The organism is Candidatus Eisenbacteria bacterium (assembly GCA_030017955.1).
Classification (GTDB): domain Bacteria; phylum Eisenbacteria; class RBG-16-71-46; order JASEGR01; family JASEGR01; genus JASEGR01.
Genome location: JASEGR010000021.1, coordinates 1 through 23715, shown reverse-complemented (window position 1 = coordinate 23715; position 23715 = coordinate 1). Strand labels below are relative to the sequence as shown.

The following is a 23715-nucleotide window of genomic DNA, read 5'->3' as shown; positions in this document are numbered from 1 at the left end:
TTTCTAGAAGGAGGTGCACGACTTATGCGAAGCGGCAAAGTTCTGCTGATTTTGTCCATTCTCCTCGTCTGGGTGTATGCACTTTGTGAAGGTGCACCTGCCAAAAAGACTGCGGCTCAATCGCCACGTCCTCCCAAGCGGCCTCCTCACGTTCTGAGCATCACTCGCGCGAGCTACACACTCGACAAGTGCCGGAAACTCGCCGCAGACTGGGGAGCATACGCCGGTCAGCACCCCGATGAAGTGCGGGCCTGGGTGGAGTGGGGAAGAGCACTGGAGATTTGCGGCGACAGAGAACAAAGTGAGCAGAAGTTTCGCCGGGCGATCGAGATCGATTCAACCGATGCTGCCTGTCTGGTTGTAAGCGTCTCGCTGGGCGATCAGGACTTTTCTGACGAGAGGCAAGTTCAGTGGATTCAAAAGCGTCTGCTTCAGGCATCCCTGTCCGATCCAGGGTACGCCGAGACATATCCTATTCTTATGATGGCTTCTGCGAGATTGAATGACATGAAGACAGCCAGGGCGGCGCTCGAGAAAATGGCTTCCCTGGGATACATCTCTCCGGTGCTAGCCGAGTACGCCTACAACATGATGGCGCCGCTCGAGAAGAACGCGATTCTCTTCACAAACGGCGATAACGATACCTATCCACTCTGGTATCTTCAGGAAGTAAGAAATCTGAGGAGGGACGTTCGCGTTGTAAACCTCAGCCTTCTTAACGTGCCCTGGTACATAAAACAAGTGAAATACCAGAAGCCAGAGGTACCGATCAGTATGTCCGACGGCGCGATTGATTCGCTTGCCCCGTACGAGAACGAGAACAGCGAGTTCGTGTTTATCAAGGACATAATGGTGAAGCATATTCTCGAAACCAATGAGGCCCGGGGCTCCGCGAAACTTCCGATCTATCTGGCTGCCACAGTGCCCGATCAGATTGGACTCACGCCCCGGCTCAGTCTCGAGGGTCTGGTTCTGAGGGTCCTATCCGATGAAGTAGGTCCCAATGGCAAGGTTGACGCTGAGAAGATGAAAAAGAATCTTTACGAGGTCTTCAAGTATGACAGCCTGTACACCAAGAATAGAAGATATGATGAATCAGTTTTTGGTGAAGATCCTCATTTCGGGCTCGCGCGGAACAATTACGCTGCTGCACACGTGAGGCTTGCCTGGCAGCTTCGGGAAGCAGAGAAGATGGATGAAGCAGTTGTGGAGATGGAGGCCGCAAGTAAGATCGATCCTTACTTTCAAGGAGTCGTTGGCTGGCTTGGGATTTTCTACGAAGCAGTCGGAAGTTTCGACAAGGCGCGCGATCACTACAGGAGTATGTTGAAGAAATTCGGCAACGACCCGCAACTTGGGCCGCAGATTCGTTTCAAGTATGCTGTGATGCTTGAGAGGACGGGGCAGCGGAAGAGTGCGATCGTTGAACTCGAAAAGGTGTGTAAATCCGTGCAATCTGGAGATGCGGTGAAGGCTCTTGGCGTTTTGTACTGGGAGGATGGAAGAAAGGCAGAAGCGGTGGGCATTCTCAAGAAGTGGGTCAGGGACCATCCGGACGACAAGGACGCACAGGAAATGTATAACGCGTACAGTGGCATGCTGACGTCTGAAGAGGCCGCGAAGAAACCCGCTGCGAAGCCGACCAAGCGAGGGAAACCTTAGAATGGAGATTGGCTCTTTCCCGGGCAGGCTATGGCCGGGATCATCATGATTTCGCGGGCACAGCACTCGGCGGAATGGAGAAAACGCTATGATGAGAATAGTTCTGTTGATCCTGACCCTGTTAGTCGCTCAGCCGGCCATGGCAGCCAACAGTGAAAGCAATGCACAACTCACCCTCCAGGTGCGCGCGACAGAAACGGCCTTCGCAAAGACGATGGCTGCGCGCGACTGCAGCACGTTTGCATCGTTTATCGCGGACGATGCGCTCTTCTTTAGCAGACAGAGCGTCCTGCGCGGAAGAGCAGCAGTAGCCGCGGGCTGGAAGCAATTCTTCGAAGGCCCAAAGGCGCCGTTTTCCTGGGAGCCCGAACAAGTGGAGGTGCTCGACTCGGGCACACTGGCGCTCAGCTCCGGTCCTGTTCGCGATCCGCAAGGGAAGCAGATTGGCACGTTTAACTCAATCTGGCGCCGCGAAGCCGACGGCCGCCGGAAGGTCGTGTTCGACAAGGGATGCCCCCCATGCGACTGCCCGCCGAAACCGTGAAGGTGAGAACAAGCGTTGTGCTTGATGATCAGCTTCTTGCCAGATGCCGGAAGGAGACCGGAATTCGAACGACCCAGGCATTGATTGAGCACGCGCTGCGGGAATTGCTGAGGCACGGACGTCAGAAGAAAGTGTTGGAGCTCAAAGGGGTGGTACGCTGGGAAGGCGACCTTGATGGGTGGAGGAGGGGACCAGAGTGAATGCCAGGCGCTCCACTATCTACTTTAGCCCGGAAGTCCACAGAGCCCTGCGCACAAAGGCGGCCAACACGCAGCGCAGCGTGTCAGCGCTTGTGAATGATGCAGTTCGGATGGTTCTGCGGGAGGACCAGGAATATCTTGCCGCTTTTGACAAACGCTCGGACGAGCCAACGATGACATATGAGCAGTTGCTTGCGGATCTGAAGTCGCATGGCAAACTATAAGCTTCTGTTCAAGAATGTGGTAAGGGTGGATCACCGACGCGATGTGTACAAGGGCAGATGAAACTCCATGGGACGCTTCGCTTGGAAAGTAACAGCCCGCATTGTACCTATCCACGACTCTTGACACATCCCGTCAGCCGGAGAATTCAGTGAAAAGGCTATTTGCACCCGGATGTGCGTTGATGATCTACAAGCCGCATCTTGCTGAGAAGGTGCACGGCACTCTCGTCAAGAACGTCGGGCCGATGGAAATGCTGCTTACTTGCTGCAGGCATGTTCCGCCTTTGGCTTCGGGGACACAAGTAATCAACGTATGTCCTGGCTGCGACAGAAGATATCGAGAGAACTACAAACGCTCGTCAACCGTCTCCCTTTGGGAAGTGCTCGCAGAAGATTCCTTCTTTCCTTTTCCGGACTACCGGAAGCGGAAAATGACTATTATTGATGCCTGCCCAACCAGAGACCAGACAAGAGTGCACAGCGCAGTGCGGAAGCTGGCAAGCAAGATGAACATCACTCTTGTTGAGCCCAGAAGGACAAGGACCAAGAGCACCTGTTGCGGCGACATTTCCTGGGGGAACATCCCGACGAAAGATGTTGTAAAACAGATGAAGAAGAAGGCGTCTCAGATGCCGGTTGAAGATATAATCGTGTACTGCGTTTCATGCGCCAAGGCGATGTTCGTGGGAGGGAAGCGCCCGAGATATCTGGTTGATTTGCTATTCAAGGAAGATACCGTTCCGAAGACATACGAGCCGGATGCATGGCACAGAGAGCTTGATGAATATGTCAACAGCCATACTTGAGAGAATGATTTGAGACCCCTCACCCTACCCTCTCCCCAAGGGGGAGAGGGAATTGGGAGGAGGAGGGGAGAGGATGACCGCCGAGGCTGCTCGGGCAGACGCCTCAGCAGAAGGCCCGTAATGAGCCTGCAATGGGCAAAAGAATTGAGTGATGTGTCCCCGAATTACTTGACAGGACGGGGCGCGAGGGCTAGAGTTTGGAAAGAGAGATGGAAAAGATGGGGGCGATTAGCTCAGATGGCTAGAGTGCCTGCTTGACATGCAGGAGGTCACTGGTTCAATTCCAGTATCGCCCACCATCCCTGTCCACGCGGCCATGATAGACCAGTGCCGCGTATCTATATAATCACTTGTAAGGAGAGAATATGCAGCAGAAGGTTAAAGTGAATCTCGAAGGACAGTCATTGGAGATTGAGAAGGGTTCTCCGGTCTCTGATGTCCTGAAGAAACTCGGGGCGGACGAAAGCGACTGTTTTGCCGTGGAGATTGGAGGGGAAATCCTTCCTCTTGATACACGCATCGAAGACGATTGCTCTCCTCGTCTGCTTCGCTTTTCCACCGAGGAAGGAAGAGAAATCTACCGCCACAGCGCATCTCACATAATGGCATCGGCGGTGAAGAGACTCTTTCCGGACGTCAAGCTCGGTATCGGCCCTGCGATTGAAGACGGCTTCTACTACGATTTTGAGAAGGATTCGGCTTTCTTGCCTGAAGACCTTTCCGCAATAGAGATGGTGATGCATGAAATCATAAGCGCGAACATGCCTTTCAAGAAATCGGTCATGAAAAGGGAAGAAGCAATAAAACTCTTCGAGAAGAAGGGCGAAAATCTTAAGGTGGAGCTCCTCAAAGGAATCGAAGAGGACACTGTCTCGGTTTTCACGCATGGTGATTTCGCCGATCTCTGCCGGGGTCCGCATCTCCCTTCAACGGGTGTTGTCAAGGCAATCAAGCTGCTCTCGTGTGCCGGAGCCTACTGGCGAGGCAGTGAGAAAAACGTAATGCTCCAGAGGATTTACGGCACCGCGTACCACTCCAGGAAAGACCTCGAAGAATATTTGCAGAAGCTTGAAGAGGCCAAAAGGAGAGACCACAGGAAGCTTGGAAAGGCGCTTGAGCTTTTCAGCTTGAGAGAAGAGCTCGGGCCGGGCCTTGTTCTCTGGCATCCCAAGGGCGCCGCATTGCGAAGGGTCATTGAGGATTTCTGGAAGGACGAGCATCTGAAGAGAGGATACGAGCTCGTCATGAGCCCTCACATAGCCAGAGGCGAGCTCTGGGCCACGTCAGGCCATCTCGAATTCTACAAGGAGAACATGTACCTCCTCGAGGTTGAAAAGGAACAGTACGTTCTTAAGCCAATGAACTGCCCGTTTCACATTCTTGTCTATCAGTCGAAGAAGAGAAGCTACAGGGAGCTTCCGGTGAGATATGCCGAGCTCGGGACTGTGTACAGGCAGGAACGGTCCGGAGTGCTTCATGGAACTGAGAGGGTCAGGGGATTCACTCAGGACGATGCCCACATTTTCTGCACTCCGGAGCAGCTTCCGGGAGAGCTCGTAGGCGTGCTTGATCTGGCCAAGTTCATGCTCACGAGTTTCGGCTTCAAGGAGTTTGACATTGACTTGAGCGTGCGGGACCCTGCGAATCCTGCCGGCTACGCGGGCGGCGATGATGAATGGGAAACCGCAGAGTCTGCTCTCGAGGAAGCGCTCAAGAGGTCAGGCGACAGCTACAAGAGGGCAGTCGGTGAAGCGGTTTTCTACGGCCCGAAGATAGACATAAAACTCAGGGATGCGCTTGGAAGAGGCTGGCAGGGCCCGACGATTCAGCTTGACTTCAACTTCCCGAAAAGGTTCAACGTTTGCTATGTCGGGAAAGACGGAAAGGAACACCAGGTTTTCATGATACACAGGACTGTCCTCGGGTCCATGGAGAGATTCGTAGGGACTCTGACCGAGCACTACGCGGGCGAGTTCCCTCTATGGCTTTCGCCCGTTCAGGTCATTATTCTCACCGTGTCTGAGGAAAACAAGAATTATGGACAGAAACTTGCCGATGTATTGAGAGGGAGCGGCGTCAGGTGTGAAACCGACTTCAGGGATGAGAAAATAGGTGCGAAGGTAAGAGATGCCGAGCTCATGAAGATCCCGTACATGCTCGTGATCGGAAAGAGAGAGGCAGAATCGGGATGTATCTCTGTAAGGTCTAAGAAAGGAGGCGACCTGGGAAGTTTCGATCTTCAGGAATTCTCAACGAAATTACTTGCGGAGAACAAGGAAAAACGATAACATCGCTCAAGTTGTTAGAATCAAAGTGGAAGGAAGTCCCTTCTCACCTTGCGGCCCATCTTGGCGAGCTGGCAAGGTCATTACTTGGAGGTCGTTCGCAGGTGTTTGGGACAGGCGACCCGGGGAGGGAACTCCCTTGGCGCCTGTTTCACTTTCAGAAAGGAGATGGAACCCTAGGTGGCAAATAAGCAGATCAGGATTAACGAGAGAATAAGAGTTCCGACCGTAAGAGTCATAGGTGTCGATGGAGAACAGGTTGGGGTTCTGCCTGTCAAGGAAGCCCTTTCCCTTGCTCAAGGCAAGAGTCTCGACCTTGTCGAAGTATCACCAACAGCAAAACCTCCCGTGTGCAGGATAATGGACTTCGGCAAGTTCATGTATGAACAGAACAAGCGTGCAAGAAAAGCCAAGAAGAAGCAGCACATCATGAAGCTGAAGGAAGTCAAGTTCAGGCCCAAGATCGATGAGCATGACTACGAGTTCAAGGTGGTTCATGCCAGGAAGTTTCTCCTTGCCCGTGACAAGGTGAGATTCACAATAACCTTCAGAGGCAGGGAGATGGCGCATTCCGAGACGGGATTCAAACTTCTTCAGAGAATCACCGGTGACTTGACCGAAGTGGGTCTTCTGGATGGAACCGCAAGGTTTGAGGGCAGGAATCTTGTTCAAATTATGGTCCCCAAACCGCAGATCACGGTGCCCAAACCACAGAAGACAACGGCCGAAGAGAAGCTGGTCGAAAGGGGGAGTGATGCCCAAGATCAAGACAAATAGAGCCTCGAGAAAGAGGTTCAAGGTGACCGCCAAGGGAAGGGTGAAACGCGGAAAGGCCTACGGGGCTCACCTGCTATCAAGCAAAACAAGAAAGCGGAAGAGAAGATTGAGACGAGCGACTCTCGTACACGCGACTGAGGAGCATAGAGCAAAGCGGCTTCTGGGTCTTGCATAAAAGAAAACAGGAAAGGTGGTGAGTTGAATGCCAAGAACTAAGACTGTTGTCCCCGGCCGGGCGCGGCGCAGGAAGGTGACAAAGGCAGCAAAAGGTTTCCGCGGCGGCAGGAGTAGGCTCCACAAGAGCGCCAAGGAAACCCTGATGAGAGGTTTCCAGTACGCGTACCGGGACAGAAGAACGAGAAAGAGAACCATGAGGAGGCTCTGGATCACCAGGATCAACGCGGGTGCCCGCTTGAACGGACTCTCCTACAGCAATTTCCTCAATGGGCTGAAGAAGGCAAACGTCACAATTAACAGGAAGATGCTGTCAGAGCTTGCAGTAAGTGACGAATCCGGCTTTTCGAAGCTTGCGAGCCTTGCGAAAGAGAATCTCTAGGGCTTTCTGTCTCGCCGGCGATTCGCGGTTTCCCCTTTTGAAGATTCGACCTGGAAAGGAAAGTTTTGAGCGCTGAATTGACTGAAACAGCTTCCCAGCTTCTCAAGGAGCTAGCTGGAATTGAAGCAAAGGGAGCTGCCGAGCTTAGAGAAGCATCCTCAGAGAAAGAGCTCGAAGAAAGAAGGGTCAGGTATCTGGGGAGGAAGGCCAGACTCACGCAAATCTTGCGGAGTCTTTCGTCCCTGAGTGATGCAGATAGGAAGATAATCGGAAAAGACGGAAACAGGATAAAAGCTCTGCTCGAGGGACTGCTTGAAGGAAAACTGGCTGAGCAGGGCGCCAAAGAAGAGAAGCAGCCCGAGATTGATTTGACCCTTCCGGGAAGGAGTCTGTGGAAGGGGAAGAAACACGTTGTCTTGAGCGTTCTCGAAAGAATCGAGGAAATTTTCTACGGAATGGGTTTTTCGATTTTCCTCGGACCCGATGTGGAGGATGACTACCACAATTTCGAAGCGCTGAATATTCCCTCGCACCATCCGGCAAGAGAATCTCACGATACATTTTTTGTCGAGGGCGGGCTTCTCATGAGGACTCACACATCTCCTGTGCAAATTCGGGCGATGAAGAGCATGAAGCCGCCGGTCCGCATGATATTTCCGGGAAGGGTTTATAGAAACGAGGCGTCCGACGCCACACATACGCCGGAGTTCTACCAGGTCGAGGGACTTTATGTTGACTCGCAAGTCTCCCTCGGAGACCTGAAGGGAACTCTGGAAGAGTTCGCAAGGGAGATGTTCAGGAGGGATATCCAAACACGATTCAGACCATCTCACTTTCCTTTCACCGAACCCAGCGGAGAAATGGATGTGATCTGCATCCACTGCGACGGCAAGGGCTGCCCGGTCTGCAAGGGAAGCGGATGGCTTGAGATACTCGGCTGCGGCATGGTGCATCCTAACGTTCTCAGGAATGTTGGATACGACCCGCTGAGTGTTTCCGGATATGCTTTTGGAATGGGCGTTGAGCGCGTGGCGATGTTGAAGTACAAAGTGAATGATATGCGGCTCTTCTACGAGAACGACATTCGTTTCTTAAGACAGGAAGAAACTCTTTAGGAACAGAAACCGTGCGCGCTGCTAAGAAGACTATCAAAACAAACCAGAAAGGCATGCAGTTGTGAAGCTCGTAGTAAGCTGGCTTGGATCTCTAGTCGAATTCAATTCCGCTCCTCAGGAACTGCCCCGCATCCTAAGTGAGAGAGGTCTTCTCGTTGACTCATCGGAGAAAATCACATGGAGCGGTAAGAGTATTGTTGTCGGAAAAGTGCTCTCAGTTGAGAAGCATCCCTCGGCAGGGAACCTCATAGTCTGCAGTGTCGATGTTGGGAGCTCCGGGCTCAGGATAGTCTGCGGAGCGACGAACGTGAAACCTGGCATGACGGTTCCGGTTGCAGTGCCCGGCTCGTTCCTGCCAGGCGGAAGAAAGATCGAGTCCATCACGCTCAGGGGAATTCGCTCGGAGGGAATGCTCTGCTCGCCTCTTGAGCTCGAAATCTCAAGCGATGGCGAGGGCATTCTCGAGCTGCCGTCTGAGCTCGAGAAAGGGACTCCTCTGGGAGAAGCGCTGGGGCTCGACGATACTGTTCTTGAAGTTGATATCCCGCACGACAGGGCCGACTGTCTCTGCGTCCTTGGCATTGCCAGGGAAGTTGTTGCCTCCGGATTTGCGAAGTGGAAGAAGAAAGATGAGCGGAAAGCATCCCTTCCGAAGCTCGACTTCCCGATTCGTGTCGAGGACACCGAAGGCTGCCCCAGATATGCCGCGGCAATTGTGGAAAATATCAAGGTGACACCGTCTCCTTTCTGGATGCAGAGAAGACTTGAGCTCTCCGGAATGAGGCCAATCAACAGTGTTGTCGATGTGACGAACTACTGTCTTCTTGAGAGAGGACAGCCGATCCACGCTTTCGATCTGGAGAAGCTCAGCGGCGGGATCATTGTGAGAAGAGCAAAAAAGGGTGAAAAGATAAAGACACTTGATGGCGTTGAAAGAAATCTGTTCGAAGACGTCCTTGTGATTGCTGATTCGGAGAAGCCGGTCGCGATAGCCGGGATAATGGGCGGTGAAGAATCCGAAGTCACAGCTTCCACAAAGAAGATTCTCTTGGAAAGCGCTTTCTTCGAGAGAAGGAGAGTGGGAAAGGGCTCGAAGCTCCTCGCGCTCTCATCTGAAGCATCCATGAGATTCTCAAGAGGCGTTGACCAGGAAGGTGTAGTGCCTGCGCTCCTTCTTGTGAGAGGTCTGCTCGGAGAGCTTGGAGCAGGCACTCCGCTCGATGCGATTTCAATCGTCGGTGATAAGCCCCACGAAAGTAAGACGGTTTTTCTTGATATGGGCAGGCTTGACTCAATGTTGGGAACGTCTCCGGAAGTCCGTGAGACCCTGTCGATTCTCGATTCGCTTGGATTTTCGCCTGCGATTGACGGGAAGAGAATCAAAACATCTGTTCCAAGCTTCAGGTACGACATAAACGAAGAAGCCGACCTCATCGAGGAAGTGGCCCGCTCTTATGGATACGGCAAACTTCCCTCAACTCTGGGGAACTTGAGCGGTCTCCCCGGCAGAAAGAACAGCACCGACGAGTTCAACAACAGACTGAGGGAGTTCATGGTCGGGCTTGGCTTCGCAGAGATATTGACAAACTGCCTCATCGATGAGGAGAGCCCCACTCTGTTCGGATTCGAGAAAGATGATCTGGTCAAGGTCCTCAATCCGCTGAGCTCAAGCTCCGCGTACCTGAGACCTACTCTCATGTGTGGAGTAACTCAGACCATCGTGAGGAATCTGAGAAGGGGCGGCCAATCCATCAGGGTTTTCGAGCTTGGGAAATTGTTCACGAAGAAGCGCGGAGCACCGCCCGAGGAGAAGTTTGTGCTCACATTCGGCATCACCGGCGAGAGAGTGCCGGACAGGTGGGATCCTACCGGCGGAAAAGTTGACATCTTCGACGCAAAGGGGATAGTTGGCGTGCTTCTGTCGGAGTTGAGAGTTGACACTCCGCATACGTTCTGTTATGATAAGAAAGGATTTAGAAAAGGTTCTTCATGCGGATTCTCGGCGGCTGGGGCTGAATTGGGATTCCTGGGAGAGGTTGAGCCGCAGGTTGTCGATTCGGTTCCGGGTGTTTACGTCGGGGAGCTCGATGTTGACCAATTGATGGGCCTTTCAAGGGGGATCAGGGAGTACTTTGAACCGCCCAGGTTCCCCGGGATCAAGAGAGACATTTCGATCATTGTGGAAACCGGCATTGCGGAGGCGGAACTGAGAGAGACGATACGCCTAAGCGGGGGAAATTACCTGAAAGAACTCAAGCTTTTTGACGTATACGAAGGAAAGGAGATACCGAAGGGAAAGAAAAGTCTTGCATATTCACTTTTTTTCAGGTCAAATGAAAGAACTCTTTCAGATGAGGATGCGAACTCTGAAGTTGAGAGGATCGTAAAAGAGCTGAGGGATAGGAAGGGAGCAGTGCTTAGGGCTGCTCATTCCTGATTGAAGGCGAAAGCAGAAGCGCGATGTCGATAGAAGTTGAAAAGCTCGATGAGAGGGTAGTAAGAGCGATTGATTTAGCAGAGAAACTTGTTCAGGATAACAGAAGACTCACGGAAAGCGTAAAGCAGCTTCAAGTAGACTTAAGGAGCAGGAAAAAGACAAGCAAGGAGGGCTCCGGTATTACGAGCAGTGATTTTCAAAAGATGAGCAAGGTGACGAATACGCTTCTTGCCGAGCGTAAGGCCTTGTTGAGAAGATTGGAAGAGATTCTTAAGAAGCTGAACACTGTTGTTTGAGCACGGGAAAGATAATCAGCGGTAGGGAAACTTGAAAATCCAAAGATTGAGTCGAAGGTAATGGCCACTGAGAAAGCGAGCTTCAAGGTCAGCATTTTCGGTGAAGAATACCCATTGAAGGGCGAAGGTGACCCTGACTACGTTGCAAGGATTGCAGAATATGTGGATAAGAAGATGAAGGAAAGCGCGGAAAAATACCGCACATTCCCTCTGCACAAGGTGGCAGTCCTGGCCTCGATGAATATAGCGGGAGAACTGTTTCAAGTCGGGGAGATGACCGAGAAGCTAGTCTCAACTCTGGAGAAGGTTTCAAACAGAGCTGGCCCATTACAAGGAGGAAATTCCGGCAAACAATCTGAGGAATCCGCCGATACTAGGTAAAGATTCCCTACCGTGTTGGTGATGGTCTAGACATTTTTGAGTCAACATCTTTTCTACGGGAGTCAACCATTGAGCGCGTAGTGGAATCCCGCGCAAGCGGGAGGCACGAACCGCTCAGGAAGACGCCCACCTGAAACTTTCAGGTTCAAAAGTCTCGGCCACACGGCATTAAGGTAGGGAATTTTTTTAATAGATTAGACCGGTTAGATTCCGGTCTAGAGGTGAGGAGGAGAAGATGGATCTAGCGATAGTACTTTACACACTCGCCGGCGTTGGAATTGCGATCGCAATGTTTTTTGTCGGCTGGTACACAAGCAGGAAACTGGGCGAAAGCAAGGTTGTTAATGCCGAACAACTGGCCGAGAAGATTCTCAGAGAAGCGCAGAAGGAGGCCGAGACTCAGAAGAAAAGCGCAATTCTCGAGGCCAAGGATGAATGGTACAAGGCAAGAGCAGAATTTGAAAAAGAGACTCAGGGTGTCAGACTCGAGCTCCAGGGAAGGGATAGGAAGAACCAGGAAAGGGAGGTCAATCTAAACAGAAAGGTTGACCTGCTTGACAAGAAGGAAAGGGATTTGAGGAGGCTTGAAAGGGACCTTACCAACAAGGACAAGGTACTCGAAGAGAGAGCGCACGACCTGAATGTGCTTATCCAGGAACAGAACACGAGGCTTGAGAAGATTGCGGGGATGAGCTCCCAGGAAGCGAAGGAGCTCCTTATGCAGAACCTCGAGAGCGAGGCCCGGCATGAGGCCGCAAAGCTCATAGCCGAGATAAAGGAGAGCGCCCTCCGGACAGCCGAGAAAGAAGCAAAGAAGGTAATCACCCTTGCCATCCAGCGGTGCGCGTCCGAACACGTAGCCGAGACGACTGTCTCGGTTGTCTCGCTTCCGAATGAAGAGATGAAGGGAAGGATCATCGGCAGGGAGGGACGGAACATCCGCGCATTTGAGACTGCTACCGGGGTTGACGTGATAATTGATGATACGCCTGAGGCGGTTATTCTTTCGGGGTTTGACCCGGTCAGACGCGAGGTCGCAAAAATATCGCTTGAGAGGTTGATTGCCGACGGGCGGATTCATCCCAGCAGAATAGAGGAAATCGTGGACAAGGCATGGAAGGAGATCGAGGATCAGATAAGAGAGATAGGCGAGCAAACCAGTCTCGATGTCGGAATTCATGGTCTTCATCCCGAAGTAATAAAGCTTCTCGGAAAGCTCAGGTACAGAACGAGCTATGGTCAAAACGTGCTGGAGCATTCAAAGGAAGTTGCCTATCTCGCCGGCATGATGGCTGCCGAGCTTTCGATGGACATCGACCTCGCCAAGAGAGCAGGGCTTCTGCACGACATTGGAAAAGGCATGACTCACGAATTCGAAGGACCGCACGCACAGATTGGGATGGACTACCTGGCAAAGTACGGTGAAGACAAGGAGGTACTTGCCGCCGTCGGAGAGCATCACAACGACCGGTCTGCCACGACTAACAGTCTTCTCAGTGTCCTTGTCTCGGCGGCAGATGCTGTTTCAGGGGCAAGACCAGGGGCGAGAAGAGAGACACTTGAGACTTACGTCAAACGGCTCGAGAAGCTCGAAAGAATAGCTGACTCTTTCCCGGGCGTGGAGAAGGCCTATGCTATACAGGCAGGGCGGGAGATAAGGATAATGGTCGAGCACAAGGAGGTTGACGATTCGAAGGCGACGCTTCTTGCTGCAGACATTGCCCGCAAGGTTGAAAGGGAGCTTGAGTACCCGGGTCAGATAAAAGTCGTTGTGATAAGGGAGATGAGAGCAGTGGAGTACGCTCGGTGACGAAAATCCTTTTCGTTGCTGATGTGTTTGGAAAACCGGGTAGAAACGTCCTCTCCGCAATTCTTCCTACGTTCATAGCGAAGAACGGTGTCGATTTCTGCATAGCCAACGGCGAAAATGCCGCTGCCGGAAAAGGCCTCACGCCTGAGATTGCATCGCTCTTCTTTCAATCCGGAGTGGATGTCATAACTGGTGGGAACCACCTTTGGGACAAGAAAGAAGTCTTCCAGCTTTTGGGAAATGATCAGAGAGTGATCAGGCCTGCAAACTATCCGCCCGGCGTGCCCGGCCCGGGGGCAGGTGTTTTCACTGCGCGAAACAAGAAGCCAGTTGGCGTCATGAATCTTCTCGGCAGAACGTTCATAAGAGAGGTTGACTGTCCCTTCAGGGTCGCTCTTTCCACTCTTGAATTCTTCAGAGACAAGACGCAAACAATAGTCATTGATTTCCACGGCGAGGCGACTTCGGAGAAAACCGCGTTGGGCTGGTTCCTGGACGGAAAGGTCAGCGCAGTCATCGGCACTCATACCCATGTGCAGACGGCGGACGAAAGAATACTGCCCAACGGAACTGCGTACATCACCGATGCCGGCATGACGGGGCCATTTGATTCGGTCATCGGGGTCAAGAAAGAAATGGCAATCCGCCGCTTCCTGACACAGCTTCCGGAAAGATTTGAACCCGCCACGGATGATCTGAGATTGAATGCTGTCTTCATTTCCGTTGACGGAGTTTCGGGAAAATCAACCGCAATTGAAAGAATCGAGATAAAGCTCGATGATGAATACTAGACCTGCATTGAGAGTCGTTTTGAGCATCGCCCGCAATCGGCATTTGTCGCTATCCGAAAGATGAGACCGGGGACACAGGGAAGGGCCGGCCAGTGAGCGCAATTCTGCTGGAGGGAAGAAAGCTAGCAGAAGAGATCAGGAACGAAGTAAGAAAAGAGGCCGCGCTCTTAAGTGCGAAGGCACAGGTTCCCAGGCTGGTCGTGGTTTCAGTCGGGAAAGACCCCGGCTCCGAGGTCTATGTCGGGCAGAAGAAAAAAGCATGCCGCGACGCCGGAATAGAGTTCACTCACCGCCAATTCCCCGAGGGAACCGATCTTTCAGTTCTCTCAGAAGAGCTCAGCGTCATCTCCCGCGACCGGAACATTCATGCGGTAATAGTGCAGCTTCCCCTACCGACTGGCATTGATGAGGGACAGGTCATCAGGCATCTTGATCCTTCAAAGGATGTAGATGGGCTTCATCCTCTGAACATAGGCCTTCTCGCCCGCGGAGAAGACGGATTTGTTCCTTGCACGCCGCTTGGCATCCTGGAGCTCATAAAGAGAAACAACATCAGTCTTGACGGCGCAAATGTCGTGATTCTGGGAAGAAGCAATCTGGTCGGAAGACCTCTTTCCATTCTTCTTTCCCAGAAGAAACCCGGATTGAATGCAACTGTGACCCTGTGCCACACGGGCACAAAGAACCTGAAGCAGCACACAAGAGAAGCCGATATCCTGGTTTCGTGTGCCGGGAAGCCGGGCACGGTGACGGAAGATATGGTGAGCGCAAAGACCGTAGTGATAGATGTTGGAATCACGAGGATTGAAAGAGACGGCAAGCAGAGTATCATTGGAGATGTTGACTTTGAGCGCGTGAGCCGCATCGTACGTGCAATCACTCCTGTCCCGGGAGGCGTGGGACCATTGACGGTGGCCATGCTGCTCAGGAATACGGTGACAGCCGCAAAGAGACAATTCGAGCTTTCGGTCATGAGAAGCTGAGGATTCTGATGGCGACTTTTCCCGAGAAAAAGGTTTACACGGTCACGGAGATTACGAGGTCGATCAAGCTGCTTCTTGAGACAAGCTTTCATGAAGTGTGGGTAATGGGTGAAATATCACAGATGAGCGATCAAAGATCGGGCTCGGGGCACATGTATTTCTCTATCAGAGACGAACATGCGCTCCTCAAGTGCGCAATGTTCAGACAGGCGAACAGGAAGCTTCTCTTCGAGCCAAAGGTAGGCGCAAAGGTTGAAGCAAGAGGCAGGATCACGGTCTATGAAGAGGGGGGACAGTACCAGCTTGTTTGCGATGAGCTGAGTCCACTCGGGGTCGGGATACTTCAGCTTAGACTTGAGGAATTGAAGAAGAAGCTCGCAAAAGAAGGCCTTTTTGACGAGGCGCGAAAGAGACCCCTTCCGCCATTTCCGGAAAGGATTGGCATAGTCACTTCGTCAAGCGGCGCCGCAATACGAGACATAGAAAGAATACTTGGCGAAAGATGGCCTGGGATAGAGATGATTCTGGCGCCGGTGAGAGTTCAGGGCGAAGGGGCCGCGGATGAAATCGCAAGAGCCATCGATAACTTCAACAGGTTCGGAGAAGTTGATGTCCTGATCGTAGGAAGAGGAGGCGGCCCGCCGGAAGATCTCTGGGCTTTCAATGAAGAGGTTGTTGCAAGGAGTATTTTCTCTTCACACATCCCGGTGATCTCTGCCGTGGGACACGAAATAGATTTCACAATTGCCGATTTTGTTGCAGACATGAGGGCGCCGACACCATCTGCGGCGGCAAAGATGGCTGTGAAAGACAAGCTTGAAGTGTTGGAGCATATATCTGATCTCGAGTCCAGGTTGAAGAAGGACCTTCTGTCGCTGATTTCGAACCTCAAGATAAGACTTGAAAGATTGAGAAAGAGCTACGGTCTCATGCGGCCGGTTGATATTCTCGAACAGAGGGCGAGGAGGGTAGATGAGCTTTCCCACTCACTTCGGCTCATGGCCGGGCATTTTCTCGATGAGAAAAAGAAGAGGACTGAAAGCCTGGTTCACAGACTCACGGCTCTTAGCCCCAGGGAGGTGCTGAGAAGAGGATACTGCGTTGTGCGGGGATACCCGGCCCGCGAGATAGTTAAAAGAGTGAAGGCCATTACGTCCGGACAGAAACTCGAGCTCGAGTTTCTTGACGGCCTGGCAAACTGCAGTGTGCTTCAGACATCACAATCCCAGGAGGAAAGGTGAAGGAAAAAGAAAAGACTCCGGACGTTGAGAAGCAGTCATTTGAATCTGCCCTCAAGAGACTTGAGGAGATAGTGAAGGAGCTCGAGAGGGGCGAGATGAGTCTTGAGGATTCCATCTCCGGGTTCGGAGAGGGGATGGAGCTCGTCAAGTTCTGTCTTAGGAAACTGGACACCGTCGAGAAGAAGCTCCAAAAACTCATGGCAAGAGAAGACGGCGGCTTTGAGCTGGAACCTCTGGAAAAGAAGGAAGAAAGTGGAGAAGAATAGATTTCCGATTCTCCATGATTTCATCGAAAAAACCAAGAGCCCCATAGAAAGAGAGCTTCTGAATGTCCTCCCGTCTTCACCCCAGAGTCCTTTGGCAATTGGGCGCGCAATGAGATATAGTGTGATGTCGGGAGGAAAGAGGCTTAGGCCGCTTCTTCTTGTCCTTGCGCACAGGGCATGCGGCGGGAAGGGAAACACGGTATTCAGGGTGGCATGCTCGATTGAGCTCGTGCACACCTTCTCACTCATACACGATGACCTTCCGTCCATGGATGACGATGACATGAGGCGGGGCAAGCCGACATGTCACAAGGCGTTCGGAGAGGGTATTGCCGTCCTGGCAGGAGATGCACTGCTTGCGCTTGCCTTTGAAAATCTTGCATCAATCAGTAATAGCAGAGCCATCAGTTCTGAAACGGCGGTAAGACTCATTGCCGAACTTGCCGGGGCAACGGGGGCGCACGAAATGATGGGAGGTCAGGCCGCTGACCTGCTGCATGAAGGGAAGAAGGTAAGCCTTCCGCGGGTGCGACGCATTCACGAACAGAAGACCGGCGCTCTCATCAGGGCATCTCTGAGAATGGGAGGAATCCTGGCTGGAGCGTCAGAGAGAATGCTTGCCCGGCTCTCCGGATACGGAGAGAGGATCGGCCTGGCATTCCAGATTACCGACGACATTCTCAACCTTCAGTCAACTCCCGAGAAGCTCGGGAAGGCAGTTCAAAATGACTTGGAGAGAAAGAAACCCACGTATCCTTCGGTCATCGGCATTGGGAGATCGTGCGAAGCGGTGAGACGGCTCACTGACGAGGCAAAGAAAGACGCAAAGCACTTTGGAAAGTTTCGCGGTCATTTCGAGGAAATGGCTGAGTTCGTAGCAAGCAGGGGGAACTAGATGCCGTTCAACGTTTTCATGAGCGAGAAGCCGTTTCTCATTGCCATTTCATGCAGCCTGTTGATTCAATTGCTCAAGGGATTTGCAGCGTTTGCCAGGCATGGGAAGCTCGACTTCAGGAGATTTGTACGTACGGGCGGAATGCCAAGCTCGCATGCTGCTTCAGTTTCCTCGCTTTCCATGGCGGTGGGGCTAAAGGAAGGTTTCTCCAGTGCACTTTTTGGTGTTACTCTCTTTTTCAGCCTGATAATCATGTATGACGCGGCAGGTCTGAGGCGCGCGGCAGGGAGGCAGGCTGAAGTTCTCAACAGGATTCTGGATGATCACTACTCGAAGCACAAGGTCGGCGAAGAGAGGCTCCTCGAGCTTCTCGGTCACACTCCGTTTGAGGTGCTTGTCGGCGCCGTTACCGGTGTTCTCTTCGCCTTTATCTGGTACTGAACTACCTGGTCGTTCAACAAAAAATGGCTAAACTGCTGGACAAAATCAATTCCCCGGAGGATCTGAAGAAACTCTCCATCAATGAGCTTCCTCTGCTTGCGAATGAGATAAGAGAGAGCATCATCGGTGTTGTCTCAAAAACCGGAGGTCATCTCGCAGCAAGCCTGGGCGCGGTTGAAATCGGTATTGCAGTCCACTATGTCTTTGACTCACCAAGAGACAAAATAGTCTGGGATGTGGGGCATCAGAGCTATTGTCACAAGATTCTCACCGGCAGGAAAGATGTATTCCCGAGCTTAAGACAGTTTGGAGGGATATCCGGATTTCCAAAGAGAGAAGAAAGCGTCCACGATGCGTTCGGAACCGGGCACGCGAGCACGTCCGTTTCCGCCGCGCTGGGATTGGCATGCGCAAGAGATTTGGCCGGCGAGTCTTACTATGTCGTTGCTGTTGTCGGGGACGGCGGGCTCACTGGCGGGCTGGCCTACGAAGGCCTGAACCAGGCGGGAGACCTCAAGACAAACCTGATAGTAATCATAAACGACAACGGGATGTCGATCTCCCCGAATGTCGGAGCAATGGCCAGATACTTCACAAGGGTGATCTCGACGAGGGCCTACAGGAGAATAGAGGCGCGAATCTGGGAAGCCCTGGGAAGAATCCCGGCCATCGGAAGCAAGGCAAGGTACTTTGGCCGCAGGTTCAAAGAAGGAGTGAGGAGTATTGTCGTACCGAACATAATATTCGAGGAGCTGGGATTCAAGTACTACGGCCCGCTTGAAGGGCACAATCTGCACGAGCTGATACCAATCCTGAGGCAGCTGAGAGAGGTGAAAGGGCCGATTGTTCTCCACATGATCACGAAGAAAGGGAAGGGGTACAAATTCGCCGAAGATGATGCGACGCTCTACCACGGTGTAACCCCGTTTGACAAGACAACGGGCGAATCAGAGGAAACCTCAAAGGAAACTTACACGGATGTATTTGGCCGGACCGCGTGCGAGCTCGGCGGGATTGACAAGAGACTTGTGGCTGTCACTGCAGCCATGACCGACAACGCGGGCTTCAGAGAATTCGCGGAGCTCTATCCTGACAGGTTCTTCGATGTGGGGATAGCCGAGGAACATGCAGTCACTTTCTCAGCGGGGCTCGCGGCCAATGGGATGAGACCAATCGTCGCAATATATTCCACGTTTCTGCAGAGGGCGTATGACCAGATTATTCATGACGTTTCACTTCAGAAGCTCAAGATTGTCTTTGCAATTGACAGGGCTGGGATAGTTGGCCAGGACGGTCCTACGCATCATGGCCCTTTCGACATGGTCTATCTCCGGGTTATTCCGGGGATGAGGATTCTTGCTCCGAAGGATGAGAATGAGCTCAGGGATATGCTCTTTACAGCCGTGAAGATTCAAGACGGCCCGGTGGCGATCAGGTTTCCGAGGTCCAGCATCTCCGGGGCCGGGACCCGCAGGGAGATGAAGGAGCTGGAGCTTGGAAAGGCCGTAATTGAGAAGAACGGCGATGATCTCTACATTCTGGCAATCGGATCGATGGTTCATCCTTCGATTCTCGCCGCAGAGATTCTTGAGAAAAAAGGAATATCGGCTGGAGTTCTAAACGCAAGATTCCTGAAACCTCTTGATGAGGAAATGATATCCGGGCTGGCCCAGAGGACGAAGGTGATTCTGACCGTTGAAGAGGGCGCTCTGAACGGCGGGTTCGGTTCTGCAGTCCTGGAGTGTCTTGAGAAGAGGGGACTTTCTCATGTGGCCGTGAAGAGACTCGGAATACCCGACACCTTCATCGAACACGGCCCGAGGGCGCTCCTCCTTCAGAAGCTCGGCCTTACCGCAGAAGGTATCGCGCAGACCGCATTGAAATGGACGGGGGCAAAGTTTGAAACCGAAAAAACCATCCAGAGTCGCGCTCGTAGTTAATACGAGAAGAACAAATTCCAGGAAGGTTGCGCTTGACGCAATCAAGTGGCTTGAGACGAGAGGGGTACACGTCTTTCTTGAGAAGAGCCTTGGGACATTCTTGAAAAGACCCGACCTTTCCAGCGATGAATCAGTGCTGAGGAAGGAGGCTCAGGTAGTCCTGGCAATCGGCGGAGACGGAACAATCCTCAGGGCGGCAAAAGCTGTGAGGGGGACCAGGGCAGTTGTTCTCGGCGTAAATCTCGGCAGCCTTGGGTTTCTCTCCGACATAAAACTCTGCGACCTCTATCCGGCACTCGAGAGAATAATGAAGGGCGATTATGAGGTGGAAAGAAGAATGATGGTCGAAGCCCGAGTCGAGGACTTCAGAAAAAGCATCCACTCATACGAAGCTCTGAACGACATTGTGATTTGCAAAACCGCCTCATCACGAGCTTTGAGAATGAGACTGCTCGTTTCCGGGAGGCTTCTTGGCAAGTTCACGGCCGATGGATTGATTGTTTCCACTCCGACGGGCTCAACTGCATACTCACTGTCCGCCGGCGGTCCGATCATGAAGCCAACCATGAGCGCGCTTCTGGCAACGCCGATATGCGCTCATTCGCTTGCCGCAAGACCTCTCGTCGTGCCGGGGGAAGAGACGCTTACAGTTGAGCTTGCACCCCGAGACACCACGGCAAAACTCATCGCTGATGGTCATGAGTCGTTTGACCTTCATCCCCACCACATTGTTAGATTCCACAAGGCACGGGTATGCGCCAATCTCGTGTCGGCAAGAGGTGTGTCTTTCTACGACGTGCTGCGCGAGAAATTCAAGTGGGGAGGAGTCCCTGCCAGAGATGCTCGAGGAAATTAGGGTTGAGAATCTTGCGATAGCCGATTCACTGAGCGTCAGATTTGATCGCGGTTTCAACGTAATCACGGGCGAGACCGGCGCGGGAAAATCTATGATTGTCGGCGCAGTTGCGCTTCTGGCCGGCGAGAGAGCTTCCCCCGAAATGGTCAGGTCCGGATGCCAGCATTTGAACGTTGAAGGTGTTTTTTCAAGCAATCTGAGCGGAGCAAACGAACTTCTGGAATCAATGGGGTCTGAGCCCTCCCAGGATGAGCTGATCTTGAGAAGGCAGGTATACTCAGACGGCAGGTCAAGGTCCTTTGCAAACGGATCTCTGATAACAGTCTCAGGTTTGAAGGGAATTGGCGGACTTCTGCTTGATATTCACGGCCAGCACGAGCATCAGTTTCTCATCTCAAAAGAGAATCACATCTACTACCTTGATGAATTCGGCAAACTAAGCGAAAAGCAGTCTGCAATACCCGCTCTGAGAAGAACACTGAGCGAGCTGATCGGCAAAGAAAGCGAGCACATCCGGAGGCTTTCTGAGCTTGCGGACAAGAGGGATTACATTGCGTTTCAACTCGGCGAGCTGGAGTCCGCCGGAGTCAAACCCGGTGAAGAGGAGTCTCTGGAGGAAGAGAGGAAGCTTCTCATGAATGCGGGAAAGCTCTCCTCATCGCTGGGACTCGGCTACGACCTTCTTTACGATGATGAGCATGCGGTGCTTGGAAGGATTTCAAGAGTCCTCAGGGAACTGGACTCGCTCGGCGCCTATATGCCGAGGATAAAGGACCAAGAGAACGCCCTCAAGGAGGCAGAGGTCCTGGTTCAGAATGCGGCCGGCGAGATCTCGAAGCTTCGCCAAAACATAGAAAGCAATCCGGAAAGACTTGAGGAACTTGAGGGGAGACTCCATCTCCTGTCACGCCTCAAGGCAAAGCACAAATGCTCAACGGCTGAACTTCTGAAAAAAACAGAGGAACTGAAGAGCGAGCTCTCCATGATTTCAGGGGATGACCCTGAAGGGGATGCAATCAAGAAGCAGATCGCAGCGATACGGGATGAGCTTTCGAAACTCTCGGGTTATCTAAAGAAGAAAAGAGTGAAGGCGGCATCCCAGCTTGAGGAAAGAATGAGGGATGAGCTTTCAACTCTTGATATGCGGACGACCAGGTTCTCGATTCTCATAGAGAACATCGAAGATGAGGAATCCGGAATTGAGATTGATGGAAAGAAACTCAGACTCTGGGACAGCGGAGTGGACAGGGTGGAGTTCCTTGTGAGCCCGAATGCAGGAGAGGAGCTCAAGCCGCTTTCAAAAATAGCATCGGGCGGGGAGATATCCAGAATCATGCTTGCGCTGAGATCGATTCTTCGAAGGGATAACGAGGTCGAAACCGTTATCTTTGACGAGATCGACTCCGGAATAGGAGGGAAGGCGGCAAGAACCGTCGGGGAGAAACTGAGAAAACTCGGCGAGAAAATGCAGGTGATCTGCATTACCCATCTTCCGATCATTGCGTCCCAGGCAACCGCCCACTATCTCGTCGAGAAGAAGAGCGACGGGAAAAGAACCGGGATCCATGTCGAGAAGCTTTCGGGAGAGAAGAGAGTCGGAGAGTTGGCGAGAATGCTTGCCGGTGACAGGGCTACCGGAACCACTCTGAAACAGGCAAAAGAACTGCTTGCAGCACAAAAGGGTTGAGGCCCGGGGGTCGCTCAAAATGATAAGAGAAGCCATCAACAGGGTGTGTCACAGAGAGAACTTGAGCCGTGAGGAAGCCCGTCTTTGTATGGCGCAAATGATGGACGGAACGGCATCGACTTCACAGGTTGCATCCTTCCTGACTGCTCTGGCCATGAAGGGCGAGACGGTTGACGAACTCATTGGATGCGCATTGGCAATGAAAGAAAAAGCCACGAAGATCAGCACAAAACGGACGCCCGTCCTTGATACCTGCGGGACAGGAGGGGATGGAGCACAGACTTTTAACATTTCGACCGCTGCGGCATTTGTGGTTGCTGCATCCGGAGTCTGCGTTGCAAAGCATGGGAACGGAGCTGTTTCGAGTCAGTGCGGAAGCGCAGACGCGGCCGGCGCCCTCGGGATAAAGCTGGACGCCCCTGCGGCGAAGCTCGAGGAGTGTCTTGAGAAGATAGGGATTTGCTTTCTGTTCGCACCTTCTCTTCACAAGTCGATGAAGACTGCCAGCGCGGCGTGCAAGGAAACAGGCATAAGAAACATATTCAATCTCGTAGGCCCGCTTGCGAATCCTGCAGGAGCAAAGAGACAGATTCTGGGAGTTTATCAGGCTGACCTTACCGAGAAGTTCGCACTTGCCCTCAAGGAGCTCGGATGCACAAGGGCACTCGTCGTCCACGGCCTGGACGGTCTGGATGAGATTTCAATCTCCGCCCCGACAAAGGTAACCGAGCTGAGAGACGGCAATATCCATACGTATGAGATCAAACCCGGGGACTTTGGTATTCCAGGCGTCAGATTAGGCGAGATGGCCGGCGCCACACCGGTGGAAAACGCCGAGATGATTGTCAATGTTCTTAGAGGCGCAAAAGGAGCAAAGCGCGAAATCGTAGTTCTGAATTCTGCAGCCGGACTTCTGGTTGCCGGCAGGGTTGACAATTTGAAGGCAGGAGTGAGGGAAGCAGCCCGTCTGATTGACAGCGGTGCGGCTTTGAGCAAGTTGGATGAGCTGAGAAGGGTGACAAGCTCGGCCTGAGTCTCCTGGGAAGAGGGGAGACTGCGCCGCGGCAGCACCTTCAAATCTAGATGGCGCCCGTAGCTCAGTCCGGATAGAGCGGCGGCCTCCGGAGCCGTAGGTCGAAGGTTCGAATCCTTTCGGGCGCGCCAGTTATTGAAGTTTGAATCCCGGGGAAAATGGACAGCGAAAGGCCACACTGCCAGCAAGAAGAGCCGGAAAAACCCAGACGGGTCGGAAAAGAAGAGCTGGTAGGGAAGGTTCTTCTTCTTATTGCAGTTCTTTCGGTTCTCGGATTCCTCATCTACTCGTTCTTTCCTTTCTATAAGATGAGCGAAAGATTCGAGGGCGGAATGTCGAAAGTTTTCTATATTCCTTTGGGGATGGCCTTCGTCGCCCTCTTCCTTCTGAGAAGAGCCCTCACGTTGTTCCGCGAAATCAAGAATAGACCGCGTTAGTGTCGTGTCCCGGAAGTTCCTTGTCTATGTCTTTGCCCCTGGACACGACACT

25 protein-coding genes, 2 tRNA genes and 1 other RNA gene are annotated in these 23715 nt (G+C 52.5%); all 28 read left to right on the top strand.

Features of this window, described 5'->3' with window-relative positions; all coding sequences use genetic code 11:
• The first annotated feature begins 24 nt into the window (after window positions 1-24).
• The 28 genes from QME66_04980 to QME66_04845 all read left to right on the top strand — a co-directional run bounded on the left by QME66_04980 (window position 25) and on the right by QME66_04845 (window position 23663).
• A complete protein-coding gene (locus QME66_04980; GenBank protein ID MDI6808319.1) occupies window positions 25-1662 on the top strand; it encodes a hypothetical protein in 1638 nt (545 codons plus the stop codon).
• Window positions 1663-1753: 91 nt separating this feature from the next.
• The gene (locus QME66_04975; protein MDI6808318.1) at window positions 1754-2206 is read left to right on the top strand and encodes a DUF4440 domain-containing protein; all 453 of its coding nucleotides are present in this window, start codon (window positions 1754-1756) and stop codon (window positions 2204-2206) included.
• Window positions 2182-2406 (top strand): type II toxin-antitoxin system VapB family antitoxin, encoded by a 225-nt coding sequence (locus QME66_04970; protein ID MDI6808317.1) that lies wholly within the window; start codon window positions 2182-2184, stop codon window positions 2404-2406. The genes QME66_04975 and QME66_04970 overlap by 25 nt, the downstream gene beginning before the upstream one ends.
• On the top strand, window positions 2403-2630 hold the full coding sequence (locus QME66_04965; protein MDI6808316.1) for a CopG family transcriptional regulator: 228 nt from the start codon (window positions 2403-2405) through the stop codon (window positions 2628-2630). The genes QME66_04970 and QME66_04965 overlap by 4 nt, the downstream gene beginning before the upstream one ends.
• Before the next feature lie 149 nt (window positions 2631-2779).
• Entirely contained in the window at window positions 2780-3436 is a 657-nt protein-coding gene (locus QME66_04960; protein ID MDI6808315.1) for a (Fe-S)-binding protein, read from the top strand.
• Between the two features lie 222 nt (window positions 3437-3658).
• Window positions 3659-3735: transfer RNA gene (locus QME66_04955), tRNA-Val, on the top strand.
• Between the two features lie 66 nt (window positions 3736-3801).
• The gene (gene thrS / locus QME66_04950; GenBank protein ID MDI6808314.1) at window positions 3802-5724 is read left to right on the top strand and encodes a threonine--tRNA ligase; all 1923 of its coding nucleotides are present in this window, start codon (window positions 3802-3804) and stop codon (window positions 5722-5724) included.
• Between the two features lie 177 nt (window positions 5725-5901).
• Complete coding sequence (infC, locus tag QME66_04945) at window positions 5902-6498, top strand: translation initiation factor IF-3 (GenBank protein MDI6808313.1); 597 nt, start codon at window positions 5902-5904, stop codon at window positions 6496-6498.
• Window positions 6476-6673, top strand: coding sequence for a 50S ribosomal protein L35 (rpmI, locus tag QME66_04940; protein ID MDI6808312.1), 198 nt, complete (start codon window positions 6476-6478; stop codon window positions 6671-6673). Before infC ends, rpmI begins: the two co-directional genes overlap by 23 nt.
• A gap of 27 nt (window positions 6674-6700) precedes the next feature.
• Window positions 6701-7054: a 50S ribosomal protein L20 gene (gene rplT / locus QME66_04935; GenBank protein MDI6808311.1), complete on the top strand. Its 354-nt coding sequence runs from the start codon at window positions 6701-6703 to the stop codon at window positions 7052-7054.
• Window positions 7055-7173: 119 nt separating this feature from the next.
• Window positions 7174-8169 carry a phenylalanine--tRNA ligase subunit alpha gene (pheS, locus tag QME66_04930; protein MDI6808310.1) on the top strand — a complete coding sequence of 332 codons (996 nt, stop codon included), beginning with the start codon at window positions 7174-7176 and terminating at the stop codon, window positions 8167-8169.
• A gap of 61 nt (window positions 8170-8230) precedes the next feature.
• The gene (gene pheT, locus QME66_04925; protein ID MDI6808309.1) at window positions 8231-10606 is read left to right on the top strand and encodes a phenylalanine--tRNA ligase subunit beta; all 2376 of its coding nucleotides are present in this window, start codon (window positions 8231-8233) and stop codon (window positions 10604-10606) included.
• 23 nt (window positions 10607-10629) lie between these two features.
• Window positions 10630-10902, top strand: coding sequence for a hypothetical protein (locus tag QME66_04920; protein MDI6808308.1), 273 nt, complete (start codon window positions 10630-10632; stop codon window positions 10900-10902).
• Between the two features lie 60 nt (window positions 10903-10962).
• On the top strand, window positions 10963-11283 hold the full coding sequence (locus tag QME66_04915; protein ID MDI6808307.1) for a cell division protein ZapA: 321 nt from the start codon (window positions 10963-10965) through the stop codon (window positions 11281-11283).
• A gap of 1 nt (window position 11284) precedes the next feature.
• Window positions 11285-11467, top strand: a non-coding RNA gene (gene ssrS / locus QME66_04910) — 6S RNA.
• Window positions 11468-11518: 51 nt separating this feature from the next.
• Window positions 11519-13093 (top strand): ribonuclease Y, encoded by a 1575-nt coding sequence (gene rny, locus QME66_04905; protein ID MDI6808306.1) that lies wholly within the window; start codon window positions 11519-11521, stop codon window positions 13091-13093.
• Complete coding sequence (locus QME66_04900) at window positions 13090-13884, top strand: TIGR00282 family metallophosphoesterase (protein MDI6808305.1); 795 nt, start codon at window positions 13090-13092, stop codon at window positions 13882-13884. Before rny ends, QME66_04900 begins: the two co-directional genes overlap by 4 nt.
• Window positions 13885-13976: 92 nt before the next feature.
• On the top strand, window positions 13977-14867 hold the full coding sequence (locus QME66_04895) for a bifunctional 5,10-methylenetetrahydrofolate dehydrogenase/5,10-methenyltetrahydrofolate cyclohydrolase (protein ID MDI6808304.1): 891 nt from the start codon (window positions 13977-13979) through the stop codon (window positions 14865-14867).
• A gap of 8 nt (window positions 14868-14875) precedes the next feature.
• Window positions 14876-16108 carry an exodeoxyribonuclease VII large subunit gene (xseA, locus tag QME66_04890; protein ID MDI6808303.1) on the top strand — a complete coding sequence of 411 codons (1233 nt, stop codon included), beginning with the start codon at window positions 14876-14878 and terminating at the stop codon, window positions 16106-16108.
• Complete coding sequence (xseB, locus tag QME66_04885; GenBank protein MDI6808302.1) at window positions 16105-16374, top strand: exodeoxyribonuclease VII small subunit; 270 nt, start codon at window positions 16105-16107, stop codon at window positions 16372-16374. Before xseA ends, xseB begins: the two co-directional genes overlap by 4 nt.
• Window positions 16361-17269: a polyprenyl synthetase family protein gene (locus QME66_04880; GenBank protein ID MDI6808301.1), complete on the top strand. Its 909-nt coding sequence runs from the start codon at window positions 16361-16363 to the stop codon at window positions 17267-17269. The genes xseB and QME66_04880 overlap by 14 nt, the downstream gene beginning before the upstream one ends.
• Window positions 17270-17710, top strand: a complete 441-nt coding sequence (locus QME66_04875; GenBank protein MDI6808300.1) for a divergent PAP2 family protein — start codon at window positions 17270-17272, stop codon at window positions 17708-17710.
• A 23-nt stretch (window positions 17711-17733) separates the two neighbouring features.
• Window positions 17734-19650: a 1-deoxy-D-xylulose-5-phosphate synthase gene (gene dxs / locus QME66_04870; protein MDI6808299.1), complete on the top strand. Its 1917-nt coding sequence runs from the start codon at window positions 17734-17736 to the stop codon at window positions 19648-19650.
• Window positions 19610-20506, top strand: a complete 897-nt coding sequence (locus tag QME66_04865) for an NAD(+)/NADH kinase (protein ID MDI6808298.1) — start codon at window positions 19610-19612, stop codon at window positions 20504-20506. The genes dxs and QME66_04865 overlap by 41 nt, the downstream gene beginning before the upstream one ends.
• A complete protein-coding gene (gene recN, locus QME66_04860) occupies window positions 20490-22193 on the top strand; it encodes a DNA repair protein RecN (GenBank protein MDI6808297.1) in 1704 nt (567 codons plus the stop codon). Before QME66_04865 ends, recN begins: the two co-directional genes overlap by 17 nt.
• Before the next feature lie 19 nt (window positions 22194-22212).
• A complete protein-coding gene (trpD, locus tag QME66_04855; GenBank protein MDI6808296.1) occupies window positions 22213-23226 on the top strand; it encodes an anthranilate phosphoribosyltransferase in 1014 nt (337 codons plus the stop codon).
• A gap of 53 nt (window positions 23227-23279) precedes the next feature.
• A tRNA-Arg gene (locus QME66_04850) sits at window positions 23280-23357 on the top strand.
• 27 nt (window positions 23358-23384) lie between these two features.
• Entirely contained in the window at window positions 23385-23663 is a 279-nt protein-coding gene (locus QME66_04845; GenBank protein ID MDI6808295.1) for a hypothetical protein, read from the top strand.
• The last annotated feature ends 52 nt before the right edge of the window (window positions 23664-23715 follow it).